The organism is Spirochaetota bacterium (assembly GCA_025061835.1).
GTDB lineage: Bacteria > Spirochaetota > Brevinematia > DTOW01 > DTOW01 > SKYB106.
Genome location: JANXAC010000001.1, coordinates 37,818 through 64,035, shown reverse-complemented (window position 1 = coordinate 64,035; position 26,218 = coordinate 37,818). Strand labels below are relative to the sequence as shown.

The 26,218-nt window shown below is 35.2% G+C and carries 26 protein-coding genes and 1 riboswitch; of the genes, 16 read left to right on the top strand and 10 right to left on the bottom strand.

Annotated elements, in window-relative coordinates; translation table 11 throughout:
• Positions 1-38 precede the first annotated feature (38 nt).
• The 9 genes from NZ579_00310 to NZ579_00270 all read left to right on the top strand — a co-directional run bounded on the left by NZ579_00310 (position 39) and on the right by NZ579_00270 (position 8,720).
• Positions 39-1,703, top strand: coding sequence for a carbon starvation protein A (locus tag NZ579_00310; protein MCS7298393.1), 1,665 nt, complete (start codon positions 39-41; stop codon positions 1,701-1,703).
• Between the two features lie 41 nt (positions 1,704-1,744).
• Positions 1,745-1,946: riboswitch (cobalamin riboswitch) on the top strand.
• A gap of 162 nt (positions 1,947-2,108) precedes the next feature.
• Positions 2,109-2,780 carry an ABC transporter ATP-binding protein gene (locus tag NZ579_00305; GenBank protein ID MCS7298392.1) on the top strand — a complete coding sequence of 224 codons (672 nt, stop codon included), beginning with the start codon at positions 2,109-2,111 and terminating at the stop codon, positions 2,778-2,780.
• A 10-nt stretch (positions 2,781-2,790) separates the two neighbouring features.
• On the top strand, positions 2,791-4,863 hold the full coding sequence (locus NZ579_00300) for a TonB-dependent receptor (GenBank protein ID MCS7298391.1): 2,073 nt from the start codon (positions 2,791-2,793) through the stop codon (positions 4,861-4,863).
• Positions 4,864-5,040: 177 nt separating this feature from the next.
• The gene (gene cbiQ, locus NZ579_00295) at positions 5,041-5,805 is read left to right on the top strand and encodes a cobalt ECF transporter T component CbiQ (GenBank protein ID MCS7298390.1); all 765 of its coding nucleotides are present in this window, start codon (positions 5,041-5,043) and stop codon (positions 5,803-5,805) included.
• 12 nt (positions 5,806-5,817) lie between these two features.
• Complete coding sequence (locus tag NZ579_00290; protein ID MCS7298389.1) at positions 5,818-6,696, top strand: energy-coupling factor ABC transporter ATP-binding protein; 879 nt, start codon at positions 5,818-5,820, stop codon at positions 6,694-6,696.
• Positions 6,697-6,726: 30 nt separating this feature from the next.
• On the top strand, positions 6,727-7,197 hold the full coding sequence (gene ispF / locus NZ579_00285; protein ID MCS7298388.1) for a 2-C-methyl-D-erythritol 2,4-cyclodiphosphate synthase: 471 nt from the start codon (positions 6,727-6,729) through the stop codon (positions 7,195-7,197).
• Positions 7,198-7,262: 65 nt separating this feature from the next.
• Positions 7,263-7,910, top strand: coding sequence for a hypothetical protein (locus NZ579_00280; protein ID MCS7298387.1), 648 nt, complete (start codon positions 7,263-7,265; stop codon positions 7,908-7,910).
• Positions 7,892-8,443, top strand: coding sequence for a YraN family protein (locus NZ579_00275; protein MCS7298386.1), 552 nt, complete (start codon positions 7,892-7,894; stop codon positions 8,441-8,443). The genes NZ579_00280 and NZ579_00275 overlap by 19 nt, the downstream gene beginning before the upstream one ends.
• Before the next feature lie 52 nt (positions 8,444-8,495).
• Positions 8,496-8,720, top strand: a complete 225-nt coding sequence (locus tag NZ579_00270; protein MCS7298385.1) for a hypothetical protein — start codon at positions 8,496-8,498, stop codon at positions 8,718-8,720.
• Positions 8,721-8,761: 41 nt separating this feature from the next.
• Here the strand turns inward: NZ579_00270 and NZ579_00265 are convergent, their stop codons facing one another.
• Positions 8,762-9,619, bottom strand: a complete 858-nt coding sequence (locus NZ579_00265; GenBank protein ID MCS7298384.1) for a sugar phosphate nucleotidyltransferase — start codon at positions 9,617-9,619, stop codon at positions 8,762-8,764.
• A gap of 293 nt (positions 9,620-9,912) precedes the next feature.
• Here NZ579_00265 and ilvN point away from each other — a divergent pair, with 293 nt between their 5' ends.
• Positions 9,913-10,413, top strand: a complete 501-nt coding sequence (gene ilvN / locus NZ579_00260) for an acetolactate synthase small subunit (protein ID MCS7298383.1) — start codon at positions 9,913-9,915, stop codon at positions 10,411-10,413.
• Between the two features lies 1 nt (position 10,414).
• Positions 10,415-11,527 carry a 3-dehydroquinate synthase gene (aroB, locus tag NZ579_00255; protein ID MCS7298382.1) on the top strand — a complete coding sequence of 371 codons (1,113 nt, stop codon included), beginning with the start codon at positions 10,415-10,417 and terminating at the stop codon, positions 11,525-11,527.
• Here the strand turns inward: aroB and NZ579_00250 are convergent.
• From NZ579_00250 to dnaN, 6 genes are all read right to left on the bottom strand, one after another.
• Positions 11,524-11,865: a hypothetical protein gene (locus NZ579_00250; GenBank protein ID MCS7298381.1), complete on the bottom strand. Its 342-nt coding sequence runs from the start codon at positions 11,863-11,865 to the stop codon at positions 11,524-11,526. The two genes, aroB and NZ579_00250, sit on opposite strands and share 4 nt — an antisense overlap.
• A 178-nt stretch (positions 11,866-12,043) precedes the next feature.
• Positions 12,044-13,609 (bottom strand): ComEC/Rec2 family competence protein, encoded by a 1,566-nt coding sequence (locus NZ579_00245; GenBank protein ID MCS7298380.1) that lies wholly within the window; start codon positions 13,607-13,609, stop codon positions 12,044-12,046.
• Positions 13,606-13,884: a DUF503 domain-containing protein gene (locus tag NZ579_00240; GenBank protein MCS7298379.1), complete on the bottom strand. Its 279-nt coding sequence runs from the start codon at positions 13,882-13,884 to the stop codon at positions 13,606-13,608. The genes NZ579_00245 and NZ579_00240 overlap by 4 nt, the downstream gene beginning before the upstream one ends.
• A gap of 41 nt (positions 13,885-13,925) precedes the next feature.
• Complete coding sequence (locus NZ579_00235) at positions 13,926-15,227, bottom strand: ABC transporter permease (protein ID MCS7298378.1); 1,302 nt, start codon at positions 15,225-15,227, stop codon at positions 13,926-13,928.
• Positions 15,224-15,790 (bottom strand): elongation factor P, encoded by a 567-nt coding sequence (efp, locus tag NZ579_00230; GenBank protein ID MCS7298377.1) that lies wholly within the window; start codon positions 15,788-15,790, stop codon positions 15,224-15,226. Before efp ends, NZ579_00235 begins: the two co-directional genes overlap by 4 nt.
• Complete coding sequence (dnaN, locus tag NZ579_00225; GenBank protein MCS7298376.1) at positions 15,790-16,923, bottom strand: DNA polymerase III subunit beta; 1,134 nt, start codon at positions 16,921-16,923, stop codon at positions 15,790-15,792. The genes efp and dnaN overlap by 1 nt, the downstream gene beginning before the upstream one ends.
• Positions 16,924-17,288: 365 nt before the next feature.
• On the opposite strand from dnaN, the gene NZ579_00220 reads away from it, so the two are divergent.
• A complete protein-coding gene (locus NZ579_00220; protein ID MCS7298375.1) occupies positions 17,289-17,855 on the top strand; it encodes an isoprenylcysteine carboxylmethyltransferase family protein in 567 nt (188 codons plus the stop codon).
• A gap of 128 nt (positions 17,856-17,983) precedes the next feature.
• Here NZ579_00220 and NZ579_00215 read toward each other — a convergent pair whose 3' ends face one another.
• The gene (locus tag NZ579_00215) at positions 17,984-18,649 is read right to left on the bottom strand and encodes an HAD family hydrolase (protein ID MCS7298374.1); all 666 of its coding nucleotides are present in this window, start codon (positions 18,647-18,649) and stop codon (positions 17,984-17,986) included.
• A 93-nt stretch (positions 18,650-18,742) separates the two neighbouring features.
• Between NZ579_00215 and groL the strand changes: the two genes are divergently transcribed.
• Positions 18,743-20,371 (top strand): chaperonin GroEL, encoded by a 1,629-nt coding sequence (groL, locus tag NZ579_00210; protein MCS7298373.1) that lies wholly within the window; start codon positions 18,743-18,745, stop codon positions 20,369-20,371.
• Between the two features lie 58 nt (positions 20,372-20,429).
• Here groL and NZ579_00205 read toward each other — a convergent pair whose 3' ends face one another.
• Positions 20,430-20,798, bottom strand: coding sequence for a hypothetical protein (locus NZ579_00205; GenBank protein MCS7298372.1), 369 nt, complete (start codon positions 20,796-20,798; stop codon positions 20,430-20,432).
• Positions 20,799-21,168: 370 nt separating this feature from the next.
• On the opposite strand from NZ579_00205, the gene NZ579_00200 reads away from it, so the two are divergent.
• Positions 21,169-22,914 carry a polysaccharide deacetylase family protein gene (locus NZ579_00200; protein ID MCS7298371.1) on the top strand — a complete coding sequence of 582 codons (1,746 nt, stop codon included), beginning with the start codon at positions 21,169-21,171 and terminating at the stop codon, positions 22,912-22,914.
• A gap of 30 nt (positions 22,915-22,944) precedes the next feature.
• On the opposite strand, the gene NZ579_00195 is transcribed toward NZ579_00200, so the two are convergent.
• Entirely contained in the window at positions 22,945-23,580 is a 636-nt protein-coding gene (locus NZ579_00195; protein ID MCS7298370.1) for a hypothetical protein, read from the bottom strand.
• A 218-nt stretch (positions 23,581-23,798) separates the two neighbouring features.
• Here NZ579_00195 and NZ579_00190 point away from each other — a divergent pair, with 218 nt between their 5' ends.
• A complete protein-coding gene (locus NZ579_00190) occupies positions 23,799-25,184 on the top strand; it encodes a nucleotide sugar dehydrogenase (protein ID MCS7298369.1) in 1,386 nt (461 codons plus the stop codon).
• A 9-nt stretch (positions 25,185-25,193) separates the two neighbouring features.
• Positions 25,194-26,135, top strand: coding sequence for an SDR family oxidoreductase (locus NZ579_00185; protein MCS7298368.1), 942 nt, complete (start codon positions 25,194-25,196; stop codon positions 26,133-26,135).
• Positions 26,136-26,218: the final 83 nt, after the last annotated feature.

The following is a 26,218-nucleotide window of genomic DNA, read 5'->3' as shown; positions in this document are numbered from 1 at the left end:
AAAATTTTAGTAATTCCTAGAGTTTTAGGAGGATATGAATGATATTAATTTTTATAACATCTGTATTACTTTTCGCTTTTGGATACTTCCTTTACGCAAGGTATATAAGTAGAGTTTTAAACATAAAGCCTGAAAACCCAGTTCCTTCTGTTGAGAGGAAAGATGGTGTTGATTTTGTTCCTACTAATAAATTTGTTCTATTTGGACATCATTTTGCTTCAATAGCAGGTGCAGGTCCTATACTCGGACCTATAATAGCAACGAGTATGTATGGATGGGGACCTACCTGGATCTGGGTGATAATTGGTGGAGTGTTCTTTGGCGCTGTACATGATTTCCTTTCACTCATAGTATCTGTCAGAAACCAAGGCAGGTCAATATTTGATATATCAAAGGATATTTTAGGTAAATTCACAAGTCTATTTATGTCAATATTCGTGTTTCTAGCACTTATGATCGTGGTTGCAGTCTTTGCTGCATACACTGCAGTAACATTTGTTTCTGAACCAAGAATTGTTATTCCAACACTATCAATACTACTTGTAGCATTGATAGTAAGTTTTATGATATACAGATTGAAGATTGGATTGATACTATCTACACTTATAGGTCTTTCAATAGTCATAGCAAGCATATTTATTTCATTCAATTTTAACATTGCTATAGCTTTACCATACGATAGTAAGACATCAACAACAGTGTGGATTTTCATTCTGTTAGCATACTCTTTCATTGCTTCGGTATTACCTGTTAATCTAATCCTTCAGCCAAGAGATTACATCAACTCATATATTCTATTCGTAGGTATGCTATTCGGCATAGCAGGAATACTATCCTTCAGTTTTAGCAATCTGGAAGTAAAAATTCCGTTCTTTGAAATATCCGAGATAGCAAAAAACCCTAACACTGGTCTTCTAGAGCCCTTATGGCCTATACTTTTCATAACAGTTGCCTGTGGAGCAATATCCGGATTTCACTCACTTATCTCTTCAGGAACTACTTCAAAGCAACTAGCCAATGAGAAAGATGCTAGGTTTGTGGGATTCGGTGGAATGTTAACCGAAAGCCTACTTGCCGTCATTGTAATAATAGGGGTTATATTTTTCCTATCATATGATAAACTGATAAGCCTTGTAAAAGATGGTAAGACTATTCTCGCGTTTGGGGAGTCGTTTGGAGGTCTTACAAGTAGCATTCTTGGAGGTTGGGGATTATCACTTGCAATACTAATGATAAACGGATTTATGCTGACAACACTTGATACAGCAACCAGAATATCAAGGTTTATTCTCGAGGAGATTGTTCAAAACTTGTTTAATAGAAAGATAGTCAAGTATCTGTCAACTACGATAGTAGTTGTTATATCGGGCTATCTCGCATTGAGTGGTGCGTATGTTGCAATCTGGAAACTGTTTGGGACTGCTAATCAACTCGTTGCTGCGTTAGCATTAGTCGTGATATCAACCTATTTGCTATACAAAGGAAAAAATAGTATGTTCGCTATGATACCTGCTATATTTATGGTTATAACGACACTTGGGTCGTTGGTTTTCTATTTCTATAAGTATGCCTTTGACTCCTTTAACATCACATTTTTGATCATTGATTCGGTATTACTGGTTGTATCTGTGATTTCGTATATAAGTATTGCTTTATCAATCATAAGAACGAAATTTTTAAAAGTTCAGGGAGAGAAAGTTTAGAAAACTTGAAACTTAGATTTTCTACTTCTTTATAATAGGTTCCGATTTTCGGAGGGTAAAGTTCCTGAAGAAGGATTAAAAGGGAAGAAGGGTGAAAGTCCCTCGCTGGTCCCGCAGCCGTGAGTGGGGACGAAAGTCACATCTAACCACTGTCCTTCTTGGTTGATCGCTGGGAAGGATGGGAAGGGTGACTAGTAGGATGATCCACGAGCCGGAAGACCTGCTTTACCCAGAAAGAAGGTTATCCTATTTCTCGGGCTTAAGAAATAGGGTGAAGGTGGGGTATAATACAGTTTGCTCAAGTTATTTCTTATTTGTTTTCTTCTTTCATTTGGCCACCTAACTTCTTTCTGGTGTAAAGTTCCTTTTCTAGAACTTTGCCCTCTTAACTAGAGAGGGTAAAAGATGAGTTTTCTGAAGGTTGAGAATGTGTCGTTATCTTACGATAGGAGAAACTTGGTAATTTCTAATTTTTCGCTAGAAGCGCACTCAGGTGATTGTATTCTTCTTGAAGGTAGGAATGGAAAAGGTAAGACTACAATACTTAAAGCGATATCAGGACTTCTTGAGCCTGTATCAGGTAAAATAACTATTGATGGATTTGATGTATTCTCCGTTTCTTCTACAAAAAGAAAGAGTTTAGTTGCTTTAGCACAACAATCACCGCACTACAACACTCCTATTAAAGTAATTGAATATCTTGAGATGGCTTTGCCAAGACAATTCTCGCTACTAGGCCCAAAGAGATTGAGAAAGTACATAGATTTACTAGAAGTTGAAGATTTACTTCTAAAACCACTTAACACTTTGAGTGAAGGACAGAAGAAACTTGCGTTAATTTGTAGAACCTTTGTTCAGGGTAGTAGTATTTTGCTTCTTGATGAGCCTGATGCCTTTCTTGATACTTATAATCAAAAACTCGTCAGAAATGGTATAAAAGAAGTTTTAAGTGAAGGTAAAATTATCATCTTTGTGTCTCACAACGAATCTTTCTACTCAAATTTATACAACAGGAAAGTTAGTATAATATCAAGTTCTGTGTTTGAGATAGAACAAGTTGCTAGTGTGTCTTTATAGGAGGTTGCTTATGAGAGGTTTAGCCAGATTGTTGATTGCGATGCTTATGGCTACGATTATGGTAGCTTATGTATTCGCAGAGGAGCAAACAAATACCAATGAGGTTCAAAACGCTCCTCAAACAAATGTCGTTCAAAAAGATTCGTTGAAGACTCTCAGCCCACTTGTGTTTGAAACTACTGTTATTGGAAGTGTTTGGGAGAGAGAGACTTCCGCATCTACGATGGATGTAAGGAAGTATAAAAAGAAAGGTGATTCACCTGATTTCACGGACTACTTCCAGAACATTCCAGATACTCTTACACCTACATACTACGGAATGATAGGACATGTAGTTAATATATTCACACCGAGAGGAGATAAGGTAAACATAGCAGTGAATGGAATTGACATATCTACTGCCGCGAACTCTTCTTACGATGTTAGCGTGTTAGATCCATTATTCTTTGAGTCTCTAGAGATATACTATGGTCCTTCATCTGCTAGGTATGGTGGTGGAAACTACGGAGGGGTTGTAAATTTCAATCTACTTGGCGATGAGAAGAAAAACTTTATCAGGGTTATAAGAACACTTGGGGCATCCTTTGAAACTTACTATGTTATGAGTGATTTATCACTCATTACCGATTTTGGAAAGTTCTATCTAGGTGTAAGTTATAATAGAAGTGAAAATATATTCAACTTCAATGTATCAACACTCTACACAAACCAATCTTCTTTGGAACCTACAAACTATGTAAGACAAGGTGCTGAACATACGAAGTATTCAGGTCTCTTTAGGTATATAAGTGAAGTGTTCGGAATTATGCTTGACACAGGAGTTCTACTAACACTACCAACAACTCACGAACCAAATCAGGTTCAAAAAAATAATCCTCTAGATTACGAAAAAGCAGAATCAAGAATTAGATTCATTTTGCCCTACATAAAAGCAAACTACAAGATGGACTTAACAGAGTTAGGTTTCAAGTTATACTATACCGAACAATTGAGGAACAGAAAAGTTGAAAAGCTTTTATCTCCATTTGGTGGAAGTATAGGCTCAAAAATCCTTGCTAGTAAGGTAGGTGCCGAGTTTGATGTTAAACAAAGAATAGATATTGATACGATGAATGCAGTTCTACTGGGGTTAGCGTTGAATTATATTTCTGATGGCTACGATGTTGTGAATACAAACTCCTCAACATTCCCTTCTACTAACACGAATGAGAGCAAAACTAATGCATCAAGAAATATAATAGGTGTTTATCTAGAAGGAAACTATCTCTTGTCGTCATTACTCCAATTAACAGCATCCAGTAGGTTTGATTTGATAGATGCTAATATCTTTGAATTGTCTCCAAGAATTGGGGTTCTGGTGAAACCTACTGAATTTTTAGGAATTAGGACTAGTGTTTGGAGAGCTTACAGATTGCCATACTTTGATGATGTATATGGTCCTGTTGCGTATGGATATGGACCTAATGTTTTGACGAACCTCAAAACCGAGTATGTGAATGGTATAGACGCAAGTATAATATTTGACTATAAGATTGGAGATTTTGGTATCTACCTATCTCTGACACCGTACTACTCTGATACTACAAACCTGATTGCTTTCAATAACGCAACATTCACAACAGAAAATATTGGCAAAGTGTTTACAAGAGGCATAAACTCACAGTTTAAGTTGTCGTTTAGAGATACTCTGACTTCAACAATTTCATACACTTACAATGAGTCTATTAATGGTAATGCAAGCGAATTTATAGGATGGTCAAGATTGGTATTTTTAAGCCATAGACCTCTCAACTCTCTATATATTGACATAGTCTATGAGAGAGGTTATTTTGGATTAGGAGCATACTTGAATTACTTCTGGAACAGATTCGGTTATGTATATGATTCAGCATTCAATATTATAGGAAACAGAACATTTGATGACATACTCACACTTTCAATAAAACACTGGGCTAGACCAAAAGAATGGGTTGAGCTTGGTGTTGAGTGGAAAAGAAATTTGATCGGTAACGAATACGTGGAAGGTTATCCTATACCGGAAGAAAAGATAAACACTTATGTGATATTTGAGTTCAGTTGGTAATACAAAGTTCATTATACTCTAAAAGGGAGATATGTAGTCTCCCTTGTTATGTTAGTTCTAACTATAACCACAAATCTTGACTAATGTTGCAAAAATTTTCCATAAAATTGAATCTTGAAGTTTGAAGGACTATAATTATATCTAGTAATGGATAATCGCTATCCATAGGACTAGGATATGTGCGAATTATCTCACACCGTATCGGTAGACTTGAAGACAAACATATTAAGAAGAATTGACGCAAGACTCAAGTTAGTAATAGTTTTTTTTGTTCTATTTGCAAACATTGGTTTTGCTAATATTTACTTCTGTTTGTTTCTTATACTAAACGCTTTGGTTGCTACTCTAGTTGCCAAAATTAGGATAAAGGATGTAATTCACTCTTTGAGAGTTCCGGCGGTGTTTGGTGTATTCTTGGTTGTGATGCAGGCTTTGTGGTTTAAAGGTGGGGATAGAATAGAGTTTTTGGGTTTAGTGTTTTACGAGGAGGGATTGTTAAGAGGAATTAGAATTTTCCTTACCATCGTATCTGGTGTATGGTTTCTTGTTTTAGCTTCAAAAACCTCAAAAGAAGATGAGTTTTTGAGTGCTTTTAAACGGATAGGTATTCCTTCTGTTATGATTGATGTTGTTATAATGATGTATAGATATACTTTCATTTTGAGAGATGAAGCGATGAGGATATTTCTTGCTCAGAAGGTAAGGCTTGGATATTGTAGTCTCAAAAACTCTTTAAGGTCAATCGGGGAGTTGTGGGGACTTGTGCTAGTAAGATCATTAAATAGGGCTTCCAGGGTTTATGAAGCGATGGTCTCAAGAGGTTATAATGGAAAACTGTTCTACGAATCATCTAGAGAACTGAATATCAAAGAATTAGCACTTGTAGCAGGATATGTAGTTATTATGCTTGCCACTGGTTTCGCGTTGAAAGTTTTCTTGTAAGGAGAGGGGGTTGTGGTTCAGTTTTCTTTGAAAGACGTATATTTTTCATATTCTCCGAAAATCTCTAGTGATGATGATTGGGTTTTGAAAGGTATAAACTTACAGATAAAAGAAGGAGAGTTTGTAATAATTCTTGGTCATAATGGTTGTGGTAAAACAACACTACTCAAACACCTAAACGGACTTCTGAAACCTCAAAGAGGGGATGTTTTTTGGTATGATAAGAGGGTTTGGGAATACAGGGATGTTGAGATATTTTCAAAGATAGGGTTTCTATTTCAAAATCCTGACGACCAGATATTTGGGCTCACGGTTGAACAGGATGTCTCATTTGGACCTATAAATCTAGGACTTCCAGAAGAAGAGATAGAAAGAAGAGTTGTTAATTCACTCAAGGCCGTTGGAATACTTGAGTTAAGAAAACATAGAATTGATGAGTTGAGTTTCGGACAGAAGCAAAGAGTTGCTATTGCTGGTGTGCTCGCTAATGAACCATCGGTAATAGTATTTGATGAACCAACTTCTTATCTTGACCCTGCTACGCAGATTGATATTATGAATATGCTGAAGGAACTAAACAGTAAAGGAATAACAGTCATTATTACAACACACGATGTTGAATACATATCGGAGTATTCAAACAGGATACTCGTAATGATAAAAGGTAGGATAGTATATGATGACACTCCAAAAAACTTATTCATAGATGAAGATATTATCCATCAATCCAATCTTCGCCTACCGTTCATATCAATACTGTTTAGAAAAATCTGTAAGAAGTATAACTTGGATTGTGATAACATACCTACAACGGTTGATGAAGGATTAATGTTTATTGACAAGCTACTATCAAATCGCTCCAGTCTGTTATCACAGAGCAACAATTTCTAGACTATATTCAAACACATTTAGAATTATGCTATGTATAGAGTTGGACAGGGTTTTGATATTCATAGGTTAGTAGAAGGTAGAAAGTTATTGATCGGTGGAGTTGAAATTCCATATCACAAAGGATTTCTAGCACATTCAGATGGTGATGTTTTACTTCACGCAATTACCGACGCTTTACTCGGTTCTATCGGAGAGAGAGACATCGGATACCATTATCCAGACACTTCAGAACATACTAGGAATATGGATAGTAGGCTTATGCTACGAGAAGTTCTTGCGAAGGTTAAGGAGAAAGGTTATAAACTAATAAACATTGATGCAACGATAATAGCCAACAAACCGAAACTCCAACCTTATGTTGAACAGATAAGGGAGAGTTTATCCTCAATCGTAGGTATAAGCAAAGATAATATATCAATTAAGGCAAAGACAACAGAGGGTTTTTTCTTTGACGACGATGGTATGATGGTGTTTGCCGTTGTTCTGATAGAAGAGAGTTAAAAAACTTGTTTGGTTGATCCGTCTTTGTGAAAATGTTATAGAACTTCCTTGAAAATTAAATTTGTATGGATAAATTTGATAAACTGGTTGAAATAGTTGAGGTCTTGAGGTCACCGAATGGTTGTTCTTGGGATAGAGAGCAGACACTTGAAAGTATCGTTGAGAATATCATAGAAGAGGCTTATGAGGTAGTTCATTCTATATCGCTTAAGGATTTTGAGAAGATAAAGGAAGAAACAGGAGATTTGCTTCTTCAGAGTGTTTTCATCTCACAAATAGCGAAAGAGTTAGGTAAATTCACAATACAAGATGTTATAAGTAGTCTTAATGAACGATTGATCTACCGACACCCACATGTTTTCGCAAACGAAACCCTACCAGAAGATAGAGATGAAGCACTCAAAGTCTGGGAAAGCAAAAAGAATTCAAGTTCAAACATTCTAGATGAAATACCACAAAACCTTCCAACACTTCTATTTATCTATAAAGTCATTCAGAAGTTAAGGCGGAGAGATGCTTTGAAAATATCAGAGAGTGAGATTATGCAAAGTATAAATAATATTCTACAAAACCTTGACCTCAACGACAATAAGACTATACAAGAACTTATATTACTACTACTCGTCCTGATTTCTTACAGGAATGTAAGGAGTGAAGTTGAGTTAAGAGAGATATTATTTGACAAACTTGAATCATGGATTTTGAAAAAGTAGTAAGAGGAAGAGACAAGACCCTGTCAAGTATTACAAGGAAGTATAACATTACTTTAGAAGAATTGGTAAGAGTTTTAGAATTCTACTCAAGAGGTATCGTATTTGACTGGTTACTTGTTGATATGTATGGGTTGAGTAGATCTCTTGAAAACTGGTTTCTTTTCTCTCAAACCTTTCTCAGGTATGTTTTGCAGAATAAGTTTGAAGGCAAGGTAAACGTCGGTAGGGAAGTTGAGATAAGAGGGTGTAGATATCTGTGTAGTCTGGGAATGAGAATTGTCATTACAAATTATCGGACTAAAGTAGGTGAAATTGATATAATATGTAGTGATAATAACTTCATCAGGTTTGTTGAGGTTAGAAGTTCGTTTTCATCATTTCTACCGGAGGAGAGACTCGGTAGGGTAAAAACTAACAAAATTCTCAAGGCTTCCGAAGATTTTACCAGTAAGGTATCAACTCAAGAAGTAGGGTATGATGCTCTACTTTTTGATGGTAATAGATTTACTTACCATAGAGACTATTTAGTGTAGAAAACTAGGGAACAAGGATGTTCCTGGAAAATAAACTAAAGGAGGGACAAGGATGTCCAGAGTGAGAGTGAGGCAGTCTAAAAATCGCCTCCGTTCAAGGCTCACGGAGGAGGAGATCAGGGAACTGCGGAGTAAAATACGTGACCCATCTTACATTGATTATGTAACATCTCAACTTGCTTCAATAATTTTTACAAAAATCCGTGGAGACCCAGAAAATCAAGAAGAAAAAAATGAAGAAGATCAAAGAAGTAATTGTTCGCACCAAAACTACTAATTCCCTACCGCTTGTATAAATTCCTATAAAGAGAGGCTCTCTTACGAGAGCTTCTCTATATATTCTTTTAACCAATTTCTTATCTCTAATCTATCTTCGGAAAATTCCAAAGCATACCTTATGAATGATTTTACATACTCATTCGGAGTTCCAGTGTCAAAGAATTCACTTTTATTTACCTCAATCCCTACGACCTTGCCATCAGCACACAATCTGTTTATTGAGGATATGTGATAAAACTCTCCTTCTCTACCGAACATGTGCCACTCTTTCTTGAGTAAGTGTAGCACTTCTGGAGTGAAAAGGTATCTACCAATCGTTATATAACTTGACGGTTCACTGCCTTTATTTGGCTTCTCTACTATACCTCCTACTTCAAAAATTTCACCGTTTCTTTTTGTAATTCTAGCAACACCGAACCTAGATACATCCTCACCAGTCTTGTCAAGAAGCGATAAGACATTCTTACCAGTTTTTCTATAAACCTCAACGAGCCTTTTACTTAAAGAAGGGTTTGATATTACGATATCATCCGGGTAGAGTAGTATAAACTCATTCTCTCCTATGAAATTTCCTGCTTCTAGAAGAGCATCACCAACTCCTTTCATCTGCTTCTGCCTTACAAAAGCGATCTTAACATCGTAAGGTTTGAGTAGTCTTGACTTGTCAGTGTCTTTAAAGAAAGTCTCAAGTTCAAATTCAATATCAAAGTAGTCATCCAAAGACTTCTTACGCCTACTTGTTACGATCACAATCTCTTTGATACCAGCATCCATAAATTCTTGAATAGCGAAATGGATTGACGGTAAGTTGTATAACGGTAGCATCTCTTTAGGAATAGTTTTAGTTATAGGAAAGAATCTACTTCCATACCCAGCGCATAGTATAACTCCTCTCATTCAAACCTCCTGCTTGAAAAAGTAATCCATCTTCTGGAGTAATTCTATATGAATTGAAACATCATATTCAGGATTTTGAAATTTGAATTTTAAGGTTTTATCAACTAGGTGTTTGTAGTTTTATTATTTTGTATTTCTCATAAAGGATAAGTTCTGATATATGAATTAACTCAATATGTTGTTTAATCCATCTAAAGTGTTTTTTGATAGACAACATACTACTTGTTGATTGGTTTAATTGAAAACAAGGGTGTATTAATATAATACTTAATCTAGGGGCGTTGAAGTTGTGTATGGAAAGAACGATAGTTGTGTTAGTTGAAAACAGTGTTGGAGTACTAGCGAGAGTTTCAGGTCTTTTTAGTGCTAGGGGTTTTAACATAAAGAGTTTATCAGTAGGAGAGACGGAAGATCCAGAAGTTTCAGTTATGACAATAGTTGTAGATGAGGATGAGAGAACAGCGGAACAAGTTAGGAAGCAGCTTGCCAAGTTGGTTGAGACTGTTAAAGTAAAGGACATTACCGAATCACCTAGGGTTGAAAGAGAACTAGCACTTCTTAGAATTGCTATACCAAAAGAAAGAAGGGGTGAGGTTATAGAGATTGTTGATGTTTTCAAAGCGAAGGTTGTTGATGTTGCTCATAACTCACTCGTTGTTGAGATCACAGGAGCAAGTGAGAAAGTGGAAGGATTTATTGAACTTATGAAATCTTATGGTATAATTGAGATGGCTAGGACTGGTAAAGTTGCCCTTGAAAGAGGTCTCTACCTAGAAAAGAAAGAAAAAAAGTAAGATGATAAGACTTTCTATAAATATTTTTAGAAACGAAGACTTATCATACCCTATATACATAGGTAATAAAATCTTTGATAATCTCAAGGAGGAGGTTAATAGGCTTACTCCTTCACATATAGTCATAATAACAGATAGTATTATCTCAAGCCTTCATTTAAATTATGTTATTAAGAATATACAAGAATGGAATATACCTGTTAGCACTATAGTTATACCAAGTGGAGAGAAGTTTAAGGATAGAAAAACAAAAGAATATATTGAGAATGAGATGTTTAAGTTAAACATAGACCGCAAAGGTTTGATAATAGGTTTTGGTGGAGGGGTTGTAGGTGATATTTCAGGTTTCGTGGCTGCAACTTATCTAAGAGGTATAAATTTCATCCTAGTTCCGACTACACTTTTGAGTATGGTGGATAGTTCAATAGGTGGTAAGGTAGGTATAGATACACCTTACGGCAAAAATACGATAGGTGCATTCCATCAGCCTAAGGCAGTTATAATAGATGTATCTTTTCTTGATACTCTACCAGAAGTTCAGTTCAGAAATGGTTTGGTTGAGATAATTAAGCATTCAATAATAAGAGACAGAGAGTTGTTTGAATTTTTGAGTCAGAACAAAGGTAGTATTATCTCAAAGAATTATGAATCTTTGGTAAAAGTTATAGAATGGAGTTGTAGGATAAAGAAGGAAGTTGTTGAGAAAGATGAAAAAGAAACTGGTCTTCGCAAAATCCTCAATTTTGGTCATACTATTGGACATGCTATTGAGACAATGTCAAACTATAAAGTTCTACATGGGTTTGCTGTAAGCGTTGGTATGAGTGTTGAATCTCTTATATCAAGAAATATTGGTATTTTGTCTGATGAAGACTATGTGAGTATATTGAAAATTCTTGAGGATTACCAATTGCCTACGAACTTAAGAGATATAAAATATAAGTTGAACGATAAGGATATCATTAAGTTAATAGAACTAATGAAGGGAGATAAGAAGTCTATCAAATTCAACATTAATATGTCTCTTCCTAGAACCATAGGTGAAATGGTGGAAACTTTCACATTAACGGTAGAACCACAGCAAATAATTGAAGCAATAAAATCAGTTAATTAATGTCCTTTAAATGTCTGACTTGCTATTGTTTCGTATAATGTCATAAACCATCCTAGTGAGAGTGACGATATTCCAATGTATTGAAGAATAGTTTTTGTATCACCATTTAATAAAAAACTAACTGGTAGCGCCAAAGAAAGTATCATGACCCAAGAGGATGTTATCGTAAAAAATGTCCTTCTCTTGCCTATCACATATACATTTACAAAGTAAAATAATATTAGTGAAAAGCTTACCAAGAGACCATATATTAGCAACTGCGAGTTATTAGTCAAGAGATAAGATAGTGGAAATAAGATGTTTCCAAAGATCCCGAGAGTTATGTTTTTTATAAACATACCTTAACCTCTAAAAAAATTATAATATCTTGATTGTTTAGTATTCAAAAATCCCCTTTAACCTCTCAATAGGTTGATGATGAATGAAGTATGAAAGCGTCTGTCTTCAAGACAACTTGACACTCTTTGTTAGGTGATTACAATGTAATCTTTTATTCTAGTGATACTCTGTATTCAACTATGGAGATAGTTTTTGAACACTAGAAGTGTCAAAATAGTTTGTCCTAAAAACTCTTTTGATAAAAGAAAGTAGTAATCTGGGATTTGCTATGAACAGGTATAAAAACACAACTATTGCATAATAAGCAAGTATCAATAATCCTATTGTGAAAGGGGATCCCAATCTTAAACTAACTGACAAATCAACACTAGCAAACATTTGGGTTATAATGATGAATATTAAATTGATTAGATTTAATCCTCTAAACATTATCTCACCTAATGTAGATGATAATAAAGATACTAGATACGCTACGACACCATATATGATATTTAATGAAGATAGAGGAACTAACACAATGGATGAAAATATTCCCATAAGTGGTGATTCACCGAACCACATAATTACAACCGGTAGAGTGAATATTACAGCAGTTAGTGAGACTGAAAATAGACTTATTATATTCTTAACTTGTTTGCTTGGTTCAATGTTTAGTTTGTTAAGGTAGAATATAAACACATCATCAACATATTTTGTGAATAATATTATGCTTATGATAGCGAGAAAAGATAGAATGAATCCAACATCAACAGATAGCAGTGGGTCAATCATTAGCATAATGACGCCTACTATTAGAGTTATGTTGAGATAGTTTGGTTTTAGACTAAATGATCTTACAAGAAGTATTATTGATGCTAGTACTGATGCTCTAACAACAGGGGGTTTAAGACCAACTATAAGACTATAACCAGCAAGAAAGATAGAGATTACAATGAACTGAACAAATTTAGGTATCCTCATCAGGCTTAAGAATATGACAAAAGCAATTACAATTATACTAACATGGAATCCTGATACGGAGAATATATGTGAGACACCTGAAAGTCTTATACTCTCCATAAATTCTTTTGATATTTCAGAAGACTCCCCCATTATAAGAGATGAAGATAGAAAACTAGTGTGTGGTAAGTATTCGGAAAACTTATTGTATATGTCCTGCCTTATGGTATTGACAGAGTTCAAAAAAACAGAATCGGGGATTATAACTTCACCTACGGTATCATCTTTTGAATAAACTACGAAGGGTATGTTGTTTTTAAAGAGATATAGGAAATATCCATACATATTCTTATTCGTTAGGTAAGAGTAGGTATGCTTTGCCCTACCTGATATCAGAACCTGTGATCCCAATGAAGTATATTCATAATCAAAATCTCTTAGATAAACAACCACTGTGTAGTTTGATACATTTATGAATATCTTGTTTAGAAAACTCACTGACACAGTGCCGACTATAAAGTTTTGTGAAGGTGTTGTCAGGATAGTATCTAACCTGTTTTTTGAAACTATTGTTGAATAGCAAAATGACAAGAAACCTATGAGAACAATCAACGTCATTATAAGTATTGCTCTCAATCTGAACACAAGACCTAGGATGATTGGAACTAGAAAGAAAGGTAGAACGGTATAGAAATTCTTCAGGACCTCCAGTGATGGCATTTGAGGATAGTAGTATGTTGATAGGAACACACCAAGCCCGGCTCCAACGAGTATAGATATGAAAAGAAATAGAAGATATATCATATTATCTCAACTTGGTAGTCACCTACAATAGTTGGAAATTCTTTGTTTATAAAGTCAAGTATTGAGTATAAGACCGAATTCAGATAGTTGCCATCGTTGGAAACAACCGCTATTCCTATAACTGCATTACTGTGATCATCGTTGTAGTCAACCTCTGCTATAGATGCATTGAACTTATTCCTTGTCTTTTCTTTCAAACTTGATATTATCCTTCTTTTTTCTTTTAGTGTTTTTGTATCAAGATACAAATGTAGCCTGATAGTTCCTATAAGCATTTTCAGTTAATTGTTTTTCAAGACAAATGTTTTTTTCAAATTTATTCGTTTCTAAGTATCTCTGATGGTTTGAGTTTGGATGCTCTCAATGCTGGAACGAGACCAGATAATATTGATACAGTAGTAGCGAACACAGATATGAAAAACAAGTCCCAGAACTCAACCTTTGATGGAAACGATTTTATGTAATATACATTACTCTTAAAGAATTCAAACTTCTCTGGATACATTATGTTAGGAGTTATTAGCTTAGCGACTGGGTAGGATAGATTGAAGATGACATAGTTTATAAAGTCTTCAATACCTAGTGTAATCTCTTCAAGATTTATTGAAATCAGAACGCCTACGATAAGTCCAAACATACTACCGACCATCCCAAGTAATCCACCAGATATTACGAATATGTTTAGAATATCAACATTTCGCATTCCTATTGCCTTAAGGATAGCAATCTCGGATTTCTTGTCAAGTGTGAGCGACATCATAGTGCCAATTATACCAAAGGATACAACAATAAAGAACAGAAAAAGAACTAACATCATTACAGTTTTCTGGTTATACATCGCTTCAAAGAGATTTCTATTCAATTCTTGCCAAGTTAGAACAATAAACCCACCTGAATACTTGTTGAGTATCTGGTACTTGTATTGTTTGACCTTTTCAACATCATCAACCATCACACTTATGCCGTAAGCAAGTCTGCCAACTTGAAAGATAGACTGAGCATCTTCAAGCAAAACAACTGAAAGAATACTATCATACTCTCCGTACCCCGTTGAAAATATTCCTTTGACAACGAAAGTCCTTATCCTAGGTAGTTGTCCTTCAATAGGTGGTTTAACTATAACCTCAATCTCCGCACCTATGTATGCCCTCAAGTTATAAGCGAGTGTTTCAGCAAGGAGTATCTCACCTCTTTTTAGGTTATAGCTACCTTTTAGTAGTTTAAAATGCTTTCTGTATCTATCTATTGAATTTGTAGTAATTCCCATTATCAGAGTTCCTTGAATGTTATCACCCCAGCGCCTCAAAAGTCCCTGACCCTGGTAATATGGTTCTGCTTCCCTGACCCAAGAGAAGTTTGTTTTTATGTCATTGATAAAGAATTCGTAGTCCTTTATACCAAGTCCTCTTCCCACGACCGATATATGAGATTCCTTGCCGATCATCTTCTCCTTTAAATCTTCCCTGAAACCGTTAGTGATTGAAAGAACGACAACAGAGGTTGCTACCCCAACAATGATAGAAAGAAAAGCAACTAGCGAGATTTTTGATATCACATCTCTACCAGAGAAGTTAATATACCTTCCTGCTATGAGTAAAACTACTTTTCTGAATATCATTTAACTCTCTCTACATACCTATTATCTCTTGTATCAACCTTTACCTTGTCACCTATCTGAACGAATAAGGGAACCTGGATCACTAGACCTGTCTCAAGTTTAGCAGGTTTTGACCCGCCACTTACTGTGTCCCCCCTCAGTCCTGGATCTGTATCCACTACCTCAAGTTCTATAAAGTCTGGAGGAAGTATAGTTATTATTCTACCGTTGTTAATATATCCAGTAACATTAACTCCTTCCTTGACGTATAATAGTGTATCACCTAAAGCCTGTTTTGTTATCTCATACTGTTCGTATGTGTCGTTATCCATCACACTTATATTGTCCTGATCAATATAAACAACACTCATTTCCTTTATTTCAACATCTGGTTTCTCTATAAGAGTATCTGAACCGAAGGTTTTCTCAATAATATTTCCTGTCTCAATTGATTTTAGTTTGAGTCTTGAGTTTGCACCACCTCTTCCCAGTTTTATATGTTGGTTGTCAATTACGAGGTAATACTTACCATCAATAAAAACGATATTGTTTCTCCTCAAAGATGCTGCTTCAACGCCTGGCATCAAGTCCTCCTCAATGGCATACAGACATATATAAAATCTTTTTCATCGTCCGACCACATCTTATTCCCTGAGTCGTAATGGTTAAATCCCCAGTAGAACTCTTCAGCGTCTAAAACGGATAGATATTCAAGTATAAACTCGTAGTTGAAATGAACGCTTTCGGGGTTACCAAGATACCTACAAGGAACAAACTCATGAGCATAGCCTAGTATGTTATTCTGAACCTCTATCTTTAGATTGTCTCTATTAAAACTAAATATAACTCTATTTGTTTCCTTGTCTGATATTATGGAAACTCTCTTTATTGCTTCTTCAAGCGATTTGCGGTTTATGATTGCGTAGTTATTAAGCATTGAAGGTATAACCATCTCGTAGTTTGGAAAATTTCCAGATATGACTGAAGAAGAGATTGTCATTGAAGGAACTTTAAAAACGACATTCTTGACGTTACCGTCATCATCATAGTTTATTCCAACATTCAAAGGTCCTTCGTCTAGTAGAGCATCATAGAGAATTTCTAGTGTCTGTTTTGGAACTACAAACTTTATATTTTTGGTATCTTTCTCTGCCTTGTAGGATGACCTATAAACACCCATTCTTTTGGTATCCGTTGTAACGAGTGTAAGATCTCCACTTTCTCTCAAGTCAAACAAGAAACCTGTAAAGATAGCCTGAATTGAAGCGTCAGAAGAACAGAATTTTATAAGTTTCTTTATCGCTTTCTTAATATCGCCTTGAGAGACATCAAAGTTGTAAGTAGTTTCAATCACATCAAGTATCTGTTTAGGATACTCTTCAATTGGAAAGGTTTGAAGCGAAAAATTGATACTATCACCTGCTCTTATTGATATAGAACTATCTTCACTAGTTATTATAATTTCCATATCTGATAGAGACTTTATTATCTGTAAGAACTTATCGCCAAGTATAAGAAAACTTCCATTTGCGTCAATATCTCCTTTTTCTGCGATTTTTACTGTATATTCAGGATTAGCACCAACTATGGTTATTTCATCACCTTTTGCTTCAAAGTATATATGATTAAGTATCTGTAATGTCTTGTTTGAGGATGATGCTTTAACGACCGGTTTCAAAAGTTTTTCTAGATCCTTTGATAGTATCTTAATTTTCATTTACAACCTCCATCTTGATTTAAATTTTAAAAAAATTCTAGAATCTATTTCAAAGTCAGGGTATGGACTTGAGACTTTTGATGTTTTTATGTGCACATTCCAGAGATTATGAAACTGAAGATATTAAAATTTACTTTGAGAATAGATCTAAATGACAAACTCCAAAATTCGGAATCAGGTGTAGGCATAATTAGGTGTAGTCTTATTTCTATGCACAGAACTAAAGTTGGTGCGTAATTAAAGTCAGGAATATTGACTACTCGCCTATTAGAAATTGGAATTTACTGAAAACTAGAAAGAAAATTTGAAATTTATACAGGATTATACTAATTTTATTTAATTTTGTTGATTGTTGAGAGGTCTTTATGGATGGTATTCTTACCATAGGTAGAATATTATTCTGGTTATTTGTTGTGCTTTGGTGGGTTTTGGATATTTATGTGCTATTTGTGAAAAAGAATTTTTACTCAAAGGTTTTAGACAGGAAGAGTAGGTTAGTGGTTATATTTCTTATCCTGACAGGGGTTATCCTAGCGATAGCTCCAGAAGATTTTAGAGCAACCTGGAGGAGTAGAGAATTCGGATTATTTCAACTTATAGGAACATTTGTAATAATGACTGGTGTTTTAGTCAGGCTTTCAGCAATTATAACACTTGGTAAGCATTTTACTCCAGACATAGGGGTTTCCAATGAGAGAAAGATAGTTAAGAAGGGGCTCTACAAGTGGATAAGACATCCAAGTTATACAGGAGAGATAATAGCATTTATAGGAGTAGGTATAGTATTTCAACACATACCATCGTCAATCTTTATAGTTCTGTTCCCAACAATAGCTTTCATATACAGAGCGATGGTTGAAGAGAAAGCCCTGATAAAGGAATTCGGTGATGAATACATACAGTATATGAAAGAAACTAGAATGTTTATATGATAAAAATATGCTGAAAAAACTTTTCATCTTCTACTAAAGCATTCTCGTAAGAATGAGATACAATTAATAGGAACACCATACCGACACCCTGATGTAAATGATATGATACTATTTATTGGCTATATTGTCTAATATTCTTCTAATATCCTTCTAATATCCATTGGATTGTTTAGTATGTAACTAGGTTTATATGATAAAATCTCTTCGTAGTTCTTGAACCCCCAAGATACGCCAACAGGTATCATTTCACAGTTTCTAGCTGTGATGATATCGTTTATACTGTCGCCTACGAACATTATTTTTTGAGGAGGTATTCCCATAGTGTTTGCTATCTCAATGGCTAACCTTGGGTTTGGCTTTCTGTCTTCAGAACTTTCTATACCTCTTACCACAACGAATTTGAAATTACTGAAGAAATGTTTTACCAACTCATTCGTAAAAAAGTGTTGTTTGTTTGATAGAATTGATAATTTGTAGTTATTTCTGTACAAATAATCTAACATTTCATATATACCGTCGTAGGGCCTTGTCTTGTTTAAATAGTTTTTTGAGTATGCTTCTTTCATTAAGGATACACATATTTGGAGTTTTTCTTCCGAGAGAGCTTTTCTGTATTCTAGTAATTTTCTAAATAGTTCATTCACACCATCTCCTATAAATTCCCTATAATGTTCTTTATCTACTGGTGTAATTCCTAGTTGGGATAGCACTGAGTTCCCAGCATCAACTATATCGTCAAGTGTGTCAAGTAATGTTCCATCAAGGTCAAATATAAATCCTTCTACTCTAGGCATATCTCAAATTCTAAATTATACAGACATTGTTTTGACGAATTTAGGATTTTTTATTATATTTTTATACGAATTTTGTGAGTCAGGGGGTGTAATATGGCGAAGATAATCTCATTTGGAGAGACAGCAAGACAGTCTCTACTTAGAGGTATTGAAAAGCTTGCTAACACCGTCAAAGTGACTTTAGGTCCAAGAGGTAGAAATGTGATCCTTGAAAGGAAGTTTGGTGCACCTCTTGTGAGTAATGACGGTGTTACTATTGCTAAAGAGATTGAACTTGAAGAACCTTATGAAAACATGGCTGCTCAACTTGTCAAAGAAGTTGCTACCAAGACTAACGATGTTGCTGGTGATGGAACTACAACCGCGACATTGCTAACATACTCCATAGTCAAGGAAGGTATCAAGAATGTTACTGCTGGAACTAACCCGATGATGATAAAGAGAGGTATTGACAAAGCCTCTGCGAAAATATCAGAAGAGATAAAGAAGATTGCCAAACAAGTTCAATCAAGCGATGATATAAAGAACGTCGCTACGATATCTGCTAACAATGACACAAAGATTGGTGATCTTCTGGCACAGGCAATGGAAAAGGTTGGTAAAGATGGTGTTATAACTGTTGAAGAGGGAAAATCTCTTGAAACAACACTTGAAGTCGTTGAAGGAATGCAATTTGATAGAGGATACATTTCACCATATATGGTTACCAACGCAGAGACGATGACCGCTGAACTTGACAACCCATTTATACTAATCTATGATAAGAAATTGTCTTCTGTTAGGGAGATTGTTCCTCTTCTTGAGAGAGTTGCTCAATCAGGTAAACCTTTACTCATAATTGCAGAAGATGTTGAAGGTGAAGCACTTGCTACTTTGATATACAATAAGCTAAGAGGAGGGCTTTTGAGTGTAGCAGTCAAGGCTCCTGCTTTCGGTGAGAGAAGAAAAGCAATGCTTGAGGATATTGCGATACTCACAGGTGGTCAAGTAATTTCTGAAGAGAAAGGTATGAAACTAGAGAATGCTAGTATAGATATGCTCGGAAGAGCAGAGAAAGTTAAGGTTGATAAGGAAAATACTACCATTATAAATGGTGCTGGTAGCCAGAAAGATATTCAGGCAAGGATAGCACAGATAAAGAAGCAAATTCAAGAAACTACATCTGATTATGATAGAGAGAAATTGCAAGAGAGGCTTGCTAAACTATCAGGTGGTGTTGCAGTTATAAAGGTTGGTGGCGCTACTGAAGTAGAAGTAAAGGAGAGAAAGGCAAGAATAGAAGATGCTCTACACGCAACCAAAGCAGCAGTTGAGGAAGGAATAGTTCCTGGTGGAGGTGTTACATACCTATATCTCGCTTCTAAACTAGACGACATAAAGATTGAATTCCCTGAAGAGAAAGTTGGTATAGAGATTGTTAAGAAAGCGTTAGAAGCACCTCTCTATCAGATATGTGAGAATGCTGGTATTGATGGAGCAGTAGCAGTTGAGAGAGTTAAGAACAACAAGTTTGGTTATGGGTATAACGCACTAACTGATAAGTGGGTTGATGACCTTGCAAAAGAAGGTGTTATTGATCCAGCAAAGGTTGTAAGAAGTGCTATACAGAATGCGATAAGTGTTGCTGCTCTAATCCTAACAACTGAAACACTAGTTTCAGAAAAACCAGAAAAGAAGAAAGAAACTCCTCAACCCGGAATGGGCGGAGATTTTGAATACTAGTCTATAAGGGGGTGCAAGCCCCCTTTTTAGTTTACGCCTTTTCAAATTTAGAAATCATTCACCTTGAAAAACTGATATTGGTCATTATTACCATAAGCTTCCCTATCTCACTAGGTGGTATAGTAAGATTGCCGTATCTTGTAGGTAAAACTATGTTAGGTGATGTTATCGTTCCCTGGAGCATCTCTCCTTTGAGGGTATGAATGCTATGAATATTGTTAGTAACGAGGAGTATCTTCTGGATGGATGTTATATTCATATTTAATTCTCCGTAGTCTGTTCTAACTCTTACAACTATGTTAGTGTATTGCGGTAGCATTGGAACGTTTATAACTGAGCCATCGGTTGTTACGATAGTTAGTTTGTTCCCGTAGGTGACACTGAAAAATATCAATAATATTATGAACACTGAAAGGAATAGTCTCATAGATATCTCCTATATCTAAATATCGGAAAAGTTATAACTAACTCTTCACACTACCTTAATATTCTAATAAAAAGTCTAGAATTTTGACAAAACTTTTTTGATTGTAAAGAACCAAGGTTCGTTTTTTCCTTATGAATGGATAATGTTTCAATATATTCACCCTAAAAAGGGAAAATTTTTAATAATATCAGTTCTTTTTGGTATCAAGATTCTAGCTTCACTTTCAACTATTCGGCTTACTTGAACGAGAATTTTTGCTTCTGTATTTATTTTCTTCTTGGTTTATTGACCAACAGAGTCTGTTTCATCTTAAATCATCCAAACTTTAAACCGACTATTGTAATATTATAATATCTCATAAGGTTTATATATGTCACGATTGGTATTACTCATTGTTTTGATCCTTTGTCTATATTGTCATAACTACTTATACGCTAAAAGTGTTGTATTGTGCTATCATAAGGTAGGTTATTCAATTGATGACATATATTCCATCCTACCAGAGATGTTAGAAGAACAGATTAGGCAAATTAGAAGTTTTGGAATAGATATAGTAGGTATAGATTACTTCACAAACTCATACAGCTTTACAAACTACTCTGTTTCATTCACATTTGATGATGGATGGAGATTACCAAGGAGTGTAATTAATTTCTTCAAGAAGGAAGGCATAAAAACGACCTTCTTTATTTATCCATCAGTTATAGGTGGTAGAGGCTTCTTTTCTTGGAATGAATTAAAGGAACTATCAGAGAATGGGTTTATAATAGGATCTCATGGCTATTCACATATCTTCTTGAAAGGTCTATCCAACAGTGTATTATACAGAGAGGTTGTAATGTCAAAGGAGTATATACAGAAAAAATTAGGCACCGAGGTTTTTGCTTTGGCTTATCCATTTGGTGTTGCGGACACCAAGTCATACACTGTTGCTTCAAAGACTTACAAATTGTCATTTATCGTTGAGGATCAACCAATTAGAGATTTAAGAAAGACTTACAGACTGCCTAGATACATAGTATTCAACCACACTACTCTAGGTCAGTTCAGAGAAATACTGGATAGTCTATACGATGTATCAAATCTTGACTACAAATTCTACCGAATAAGCAGTGTGGTTAAAGGTTCTTCGGCAAAGTTATATCATTTTCCTGTTGATTACCCAGAGATGTCTGTTGTTGTAATACCTTCATTATCCGTTGGTGTTTCGTGGTTTCTACCGATGATTGATAGATTGAGAGAGTTCAACATTGATGTATGGGTGTTTTACAGTGAGGTATACGGGTTCCCGTTCTACAAGTATGAAGTTTATTATGAATCAATACTTGAGTTATCTGCTGATGCTATCAGTCTTTCCCTATCAAAAGCAATAAGTATTATTCCTTCCAAGAGATTGGTTGCAATAACTTGGGGTGATGGCTTTGATCTTCTTGTGTATTCAATATTAACTCACGGATTACAGGAGAGGATATCAAAGATAATATCAATCAATCCTTCACTAGTCGGAGGTACAGACCTGAAGACACTACAAGCAAATGTATTACTATATAAAAAACTGCTATCCGAAAAGAAGTATGATTTTGATAATATCAGAGAAGGTATAAGAACTTCTGTGTTGCTTAACTTAGCATCACTCAGACCTCTATCAAAAACACCGTTCAAGAAGCTCTTTGGTGAAAGAAATAATCTTGAAGTTCTTTTGTATAACTTGAGTGAGAATGTTAATTTAAGATTAAACTCACTTGGTATGACTAATTTTATTGAGATTATACAAAAAATTCAGATGTCACCATTTTATCCATTTGCTTTCGTCCAACCTATACCATACCTTCTAGGGATAAACGAGTTTTGGTTAAGAGTTAGTAAAGTATCCAATAATTTTAGTGAAGTGTTTGTCTTTTACAATGAGATGTTTGAGAAGAATTTTGATAAGATAACAAATGTTTTCGGTGGTGAAGGAGAGAAGGTAAATCTATCAACCGTAGAGATTTTTGTCTCGGATGATGTATCAAGAAAGATATTAAGTCTGGTTAAGAAATCTTCTTCTGAAGACGATAGCCTAACAACTCCTAAAGACTATGAACAGCAAACGAATATCCTAGTTGACAGAAAATGAAATTTTACCATTGATGTTAAGGAAAATACACTATTTTCTATCTACAAAGTCAAACTTGTAGAACTCCTTTGATTGTATGTTTAGTAGTATCCCGCTCAAAGAAAACTTTTTCTCAGTCTTCTTTTCGTCATAAGCACATAGGTATGACCATATCATTATATCTTCACCTTTCTCCGAGAGCCAGTAATCAACTCTTAGGATAGTGTTTTGGGAAACATATATCAGAAGATAAGCATTATCACTATACCAAAGTCCTAAAATCTTTGTATCCCCGAAGTCAGCAACTCCAATCTTTCTAAACTTCGAAAGATAGTCTCTGAAAGCAAAGGATACGAGTGTTTCAATACCTTCAATTAGAGGCACTGGTAATCTTTTGATTGAAAAATTTGTTTGTTGCGTGGATACGAAGAGATACAGTTCTCTGTTTGAGATACTAAAATATGTTGAAGCATTCTCTATATTCCAAGTTTCTTTCAGGAACGATTGAATGTAAGTTGATATAACATTATGGTTGGTAGGAAGAAGGATATTCTTATAAGCATCATCAATAACTCTCTGAACATAATTTGAGTTTGTCTCAACTATGTTAAAAGGTAATCCTTTGCAAACTCCAATGAAAATGAATAGGAACGATACGTGCATTAATGTTAATGTAAGTATCTTCATACTAGTAATTATCATAAAATGGTGTGTCGTTTTCAAAATTGATGAGGGTGCTCAAAATGCATATAAACGATGTAGATTTACTCGTAATTCTGACGAAGTCTCTATGTTTGATCTCTGAATACATAAAGTAGTTTTTTGGACACTCTTTTAGGTTTTGGTTTTTTGAGAGGCATAAATTAATTTATTTAGAATAACTTTCAAATTCTAGGGAGTTAAATATGGTTGTAAATGAAAATGTCATTGCTTGTATTGGAGCTGGATATGTTGGTGGACCAACTATGGCAGTGATTGCATACAAGTGTCCACATCTTAAAGTGATAGTTGTTGATATAAACAAAGATAGAATAGATAGATGGAACTCTGACAATCTACCGGTTTATGAACCGGGATTAGATGATATTGTTAGAGAAGTAAGAGGTAAAAATCTATTTTTCTCAACGGATATACCATCCGCTATAAAGGAAGCTGGTATAATATTCGTCAGTGTTAATACTCCAACCAAAGAGTATGGTGAGGGTAGGGGTATGGCTCCTGACATTAGCAATCTTGAGAACTCTTCAAGACAGATACTTCAGTATGCTGAAGGAGATAAGATTGTAGTTGAAAAAAGCACTGTCCCAGTAAGAGCAGCAGAAGCAATTGAAAAAGTTTTAAGTACTTCAAAAAAGTATCACTTTGAGGTAATCTCAAATCCTGAGTTTTTGGCTGAAGGTAGTGCTATAAGAGATCTTCTATATCCTGATAGAGTTTTGATAGGTTCTAAAGAAACTCCTGAAGGAATAGAAGCAAGAAACAAACTGGTGTCAATTTATGCAAACTGGGTTCCGATGGAGAAGATTATAACATCAAATATCTGGAGTTCTGAACTTTCAAAACTAGCCTCAAATGCATTTCTAGCGCAGAGAATATCATCTATAAATGCTCTGTCGGAATTGTGTGAGAAGGTTGGTGCAGATATTGAAGAAGTTTCAAGAAATGTTGGTTTGGATAGTAGGATTGGTAGTAAGTTCTTGAAGGCTAGTGTCGGTTTTGGTGGCTCTTGCTTCAAGAAAGATATCCTAAACCTTGTTTATATTTGTAAAACCTATGGTCTTGACGAAGTTGCAGACTATTGGCTTAAAGTAGTTGAGATAAATGAACACCAGAAGAGTAGGTTTATTATCAATATGATAAGAGAGATGTCATTTACACTGGCAAACAAGAGGATAGCACTCTTTGGTTTTGCGTTCAAAGCTAATACGAATGATACACGAGAAAGTCCTGCTATAACAGTAGCTAAGAGACTTCTAGAAGAAAAAGCAATTGTAAATATTTACGACCCAAAAGCGATAGAAAATGCAAAAAATGATCTTCACAACGTTAAGGGTTCGGTAAATTACTTTGATGACCCGTATGAGGCGGTTAAGGATGCCGATGCTATCGCAGTTATGACTGAATGGGAATTATTCAAAGAGTTGGACTACGAAAAAGTTTTCTCACTTATGAGGAAACCAGCATATGTATTTGATGGCAGGAATATATTGGATCATAAACTCCTCTACTCAATTGGTTTTAATGTTTATCCAATAGGGAAACCACCCCTTACACATTTTAGCAGGGAGTAGGAGGACTAAATGAATAAGAGGATATTAGTAACGGGAGGAGCTGGATTTATCGGAAGCCACCTGTGTGAAAGGTTGTTGAACGAAGGAAATGAAGTTATATGTGTTGATAATTTCTTCACTGGTCGTAAAGGCAACATATCTCATTTACTTAATAACCCTAGGTTTGAAGTGATAACACATGATATAATAAATCCTTTGAGTTTAGCAGTTGATGAGATTTATAACTTTGCTTCACCTGCTTCTCCACCCCATTACCAATATGACCCTATATTCACTTTGAAAACGAATGTTATTGGAACTCTGAATATGGTAGAACTTGCTAGGATGTATAATGCTAAGATAATGCAGGCATCTACTTCTGAAGTCTATGGAGACCCTCTTGAGCATCCGCAGAGAGAAGAGTATAGAGGAAATGTTAATCCTATTGGACCTAGAGCTTGCTACGACGAGGGTAAGAGAGCAAGTGAGACTATATGTTTTGACTACTGGAGAAAGTATGGAATTAGTATAAAGGTAATAAGGATATTTAATACTTACGGACCTAGGATGCGAGAGGATGATGGTAGGGTAGTTAGCAACTTTGTAGTTCAGGCACTCAAAGGTGAGGATATAACCGTCTATGGTGATGGTAGTCAAACTAGAAGCTTCTGTTATGTATCTGACTTGATTGATGGTATAATTCTAATGATGAATTCTGAAGAAGGTTTTAGAGGACCTGTAAATCTTGGAAATCCTGGTGAGTTTAGAATTATAGAACTTGCCGAGATGGTTTTGAAAATGACAGGTTCAAAATCAAAGATCGTGTATAAGCCTCTACCTGAAGACGATCCAAAGATGAGAAGACCTGATATAACGCTAGCAAAAAATAAACTTGGCTGGGAACCTAAAGTTCCTCTTGTGGAGGGGCTTAAAGAAACAATAGCGTATTTCAAAAAATTCTTAAACATTTAGTGTTGAGTTTTGAAAAATTTAAGATTAAACAAATCCTTCTGAGTAAAATGAAAGATCTTTATAGCAAATTCTAGTCTATCTTA

Bases quoted from the DNA above. Each gene is read 5' to 3' on its own strand.
- NZ579_00310 (MCS7298393.1), top strand. From the start codon at position 39: ATGATATTAATTTTTATAACATCTGTATTACTTTTCGCTTTTGGATAC.
- NZ579_00305 (MCS7298392.1), top strand. From the start codon at position 2,109: ATGAGTTTTCTGAAGGTTGAGAATGTGTCGTTATCTTACGATAGGAGA.
- NZ579_00300 (MCS7298391.1), top strand. From the start codon at position 2,791: ATGAGAGGTTTAGCCAGATTGTTGATTGCGATGCTTATGGCTACGATT.
- cbiQ (MCS7298390.1), top strand. From the start codon at position 5,041: ATGTGCGAATTATCTCACACCGTATCGGTAGACTTGAAGACAAACATA.
- ispF (MCS7298388.1), top strand. From the start codon at position 6,727: ATGTATAGAGTTGGACAGGGTTTTGATATTCATAGGTTAGTAGAAGGT.
- NZ579_00280 (MCS7298387.1), top strand. From the start codon at position 7,263: ATGGATAAATTTGATAAACTGGTTGAAATAGTTGAGGTCTTGAGGTCA.
- NZ579_00275 (MCS7298386.1), top strand. From the start codon at position 7,892: ATGGATTTTGAAAAAGTAGTAAGAGGAAGAGACAAGACCCTGTCAAGT.
- NZ579_00270 (MCS7298385.1), top strand. From the start codon at position 8,496: ATGTCCAGAGTGAGAGTGAGGCAGTCTAAAAATCGCCTCCGTTCAAGG.
- NZ579_00265 (MCS7298384.1), bottom strand. From the start codon at position 9,619: ATGAGAGGAGTTATACTATGCGCTGGGTATGGAAGTAGATTCTTTCCT.
- ilvN (MCS7298383.1), top strand. From the start codon at position 9,913: ATGGAAAGAACGATAGTTGTGTTAGTTGAAAACAGTGTTGGAGTACTA.
- aroB (MCS7298382.1), top strand. From the start codon at position 10,415: ATGATAAGACTTTCTATAAATATTTTTAGAAACGAAGACTTATCATAC.
- NZ579_00250 (MCS7298381.1), bottom strand. From the start codon at position 11,865: ATGTTTATAAAAAACATAACTCTCGGGATCTTTGGAAACATCTTATTT.
- NZ579_00245 (MCS7298380.1), bottom strand. From the start codon at position 13,609: ATGATATATCTTCTATTTCTTTTCATATCTATACTCGTTGGAGCCGGG.
- NZ579_00240 (MCS7298379.1), bottom strand. From the start codon at position 13,884: ATGCTTATAGGAACTATCAGGCTACATTTGTATCTTGATACAAAAACA.
- NZ579_00235 (MCS7298378.1), bottom strand. From the start codon at position 15,227: ATGATATTCAGAAAAGTAGTTTTACTCATAGCAGGAAGGTATATTAAC.
- efp (MCS7298377.1), bottom strand. From the start codon at position 15,790: ATGCCAGGCGTTGAAGCAGCATCTTTGAGGAGAAACAATATCGTTTTT.
- dnaN (MCS7298376.1), bottom strand. From the start codon at position 16,923: ATGAAAATTAAGATACTATCAAAGGATCTAGAAAAACTTTTGAAACCG.
- NZ579_00220 (MCS7298375.1), top strand. From the start codon at position 17,289: ATGGATGGTATTCTTACCATAGGTAGAATATTATTCTGGTTATTTGTT.
- NZ579_00215 (MCS7298374.1), bottom strand. From the start codon at position 18,649: ATGCCTAGAGTAGAAGGATTTATATTTGACCTTGATGGAACATTACTT.
- groL (MCS7298373.1), top strand. From the start codon at position 18,743: ATGGCGAAGATAATCTCATTTGGAGAGACAGCAAGACAGTCTCTACTT.
- NZ579_00205 (MCS7298372.1), bottom strand. From the start codon at position 20,798: ATGAGACTATTCCTTTCAGTGTTCATAATATTATTGATATTTTTCAGT.
- NZ579_00200 (MCS7298371.1), top strand. From the start codon at position 21,169: ATGTCACGATTGGTATTACTCATTGTTTTGATCCTTTGTCTATATTGT.
- NZ579_00195 (MCS7298370.1), bottom strand. From the start codon at position 23,580: ATGAAGATACTTACATTAACATTAATGCACGTATCGTTCCTATTCATT.
- NZ579_00190 (MCS7298369.1), top strand. From the start codon at position 23,799: ATGGTTGTAAATGAAAATGTCATTGCTTGTATTGGAGCTGGATATGTT.
- NZ579_00185 (MCS7298368.1), top strand. From the start codon at position 25,194: ATGAATAAGAGGATATTAGTAACGGGAGGAGCTGGATTTATCGGAAGC.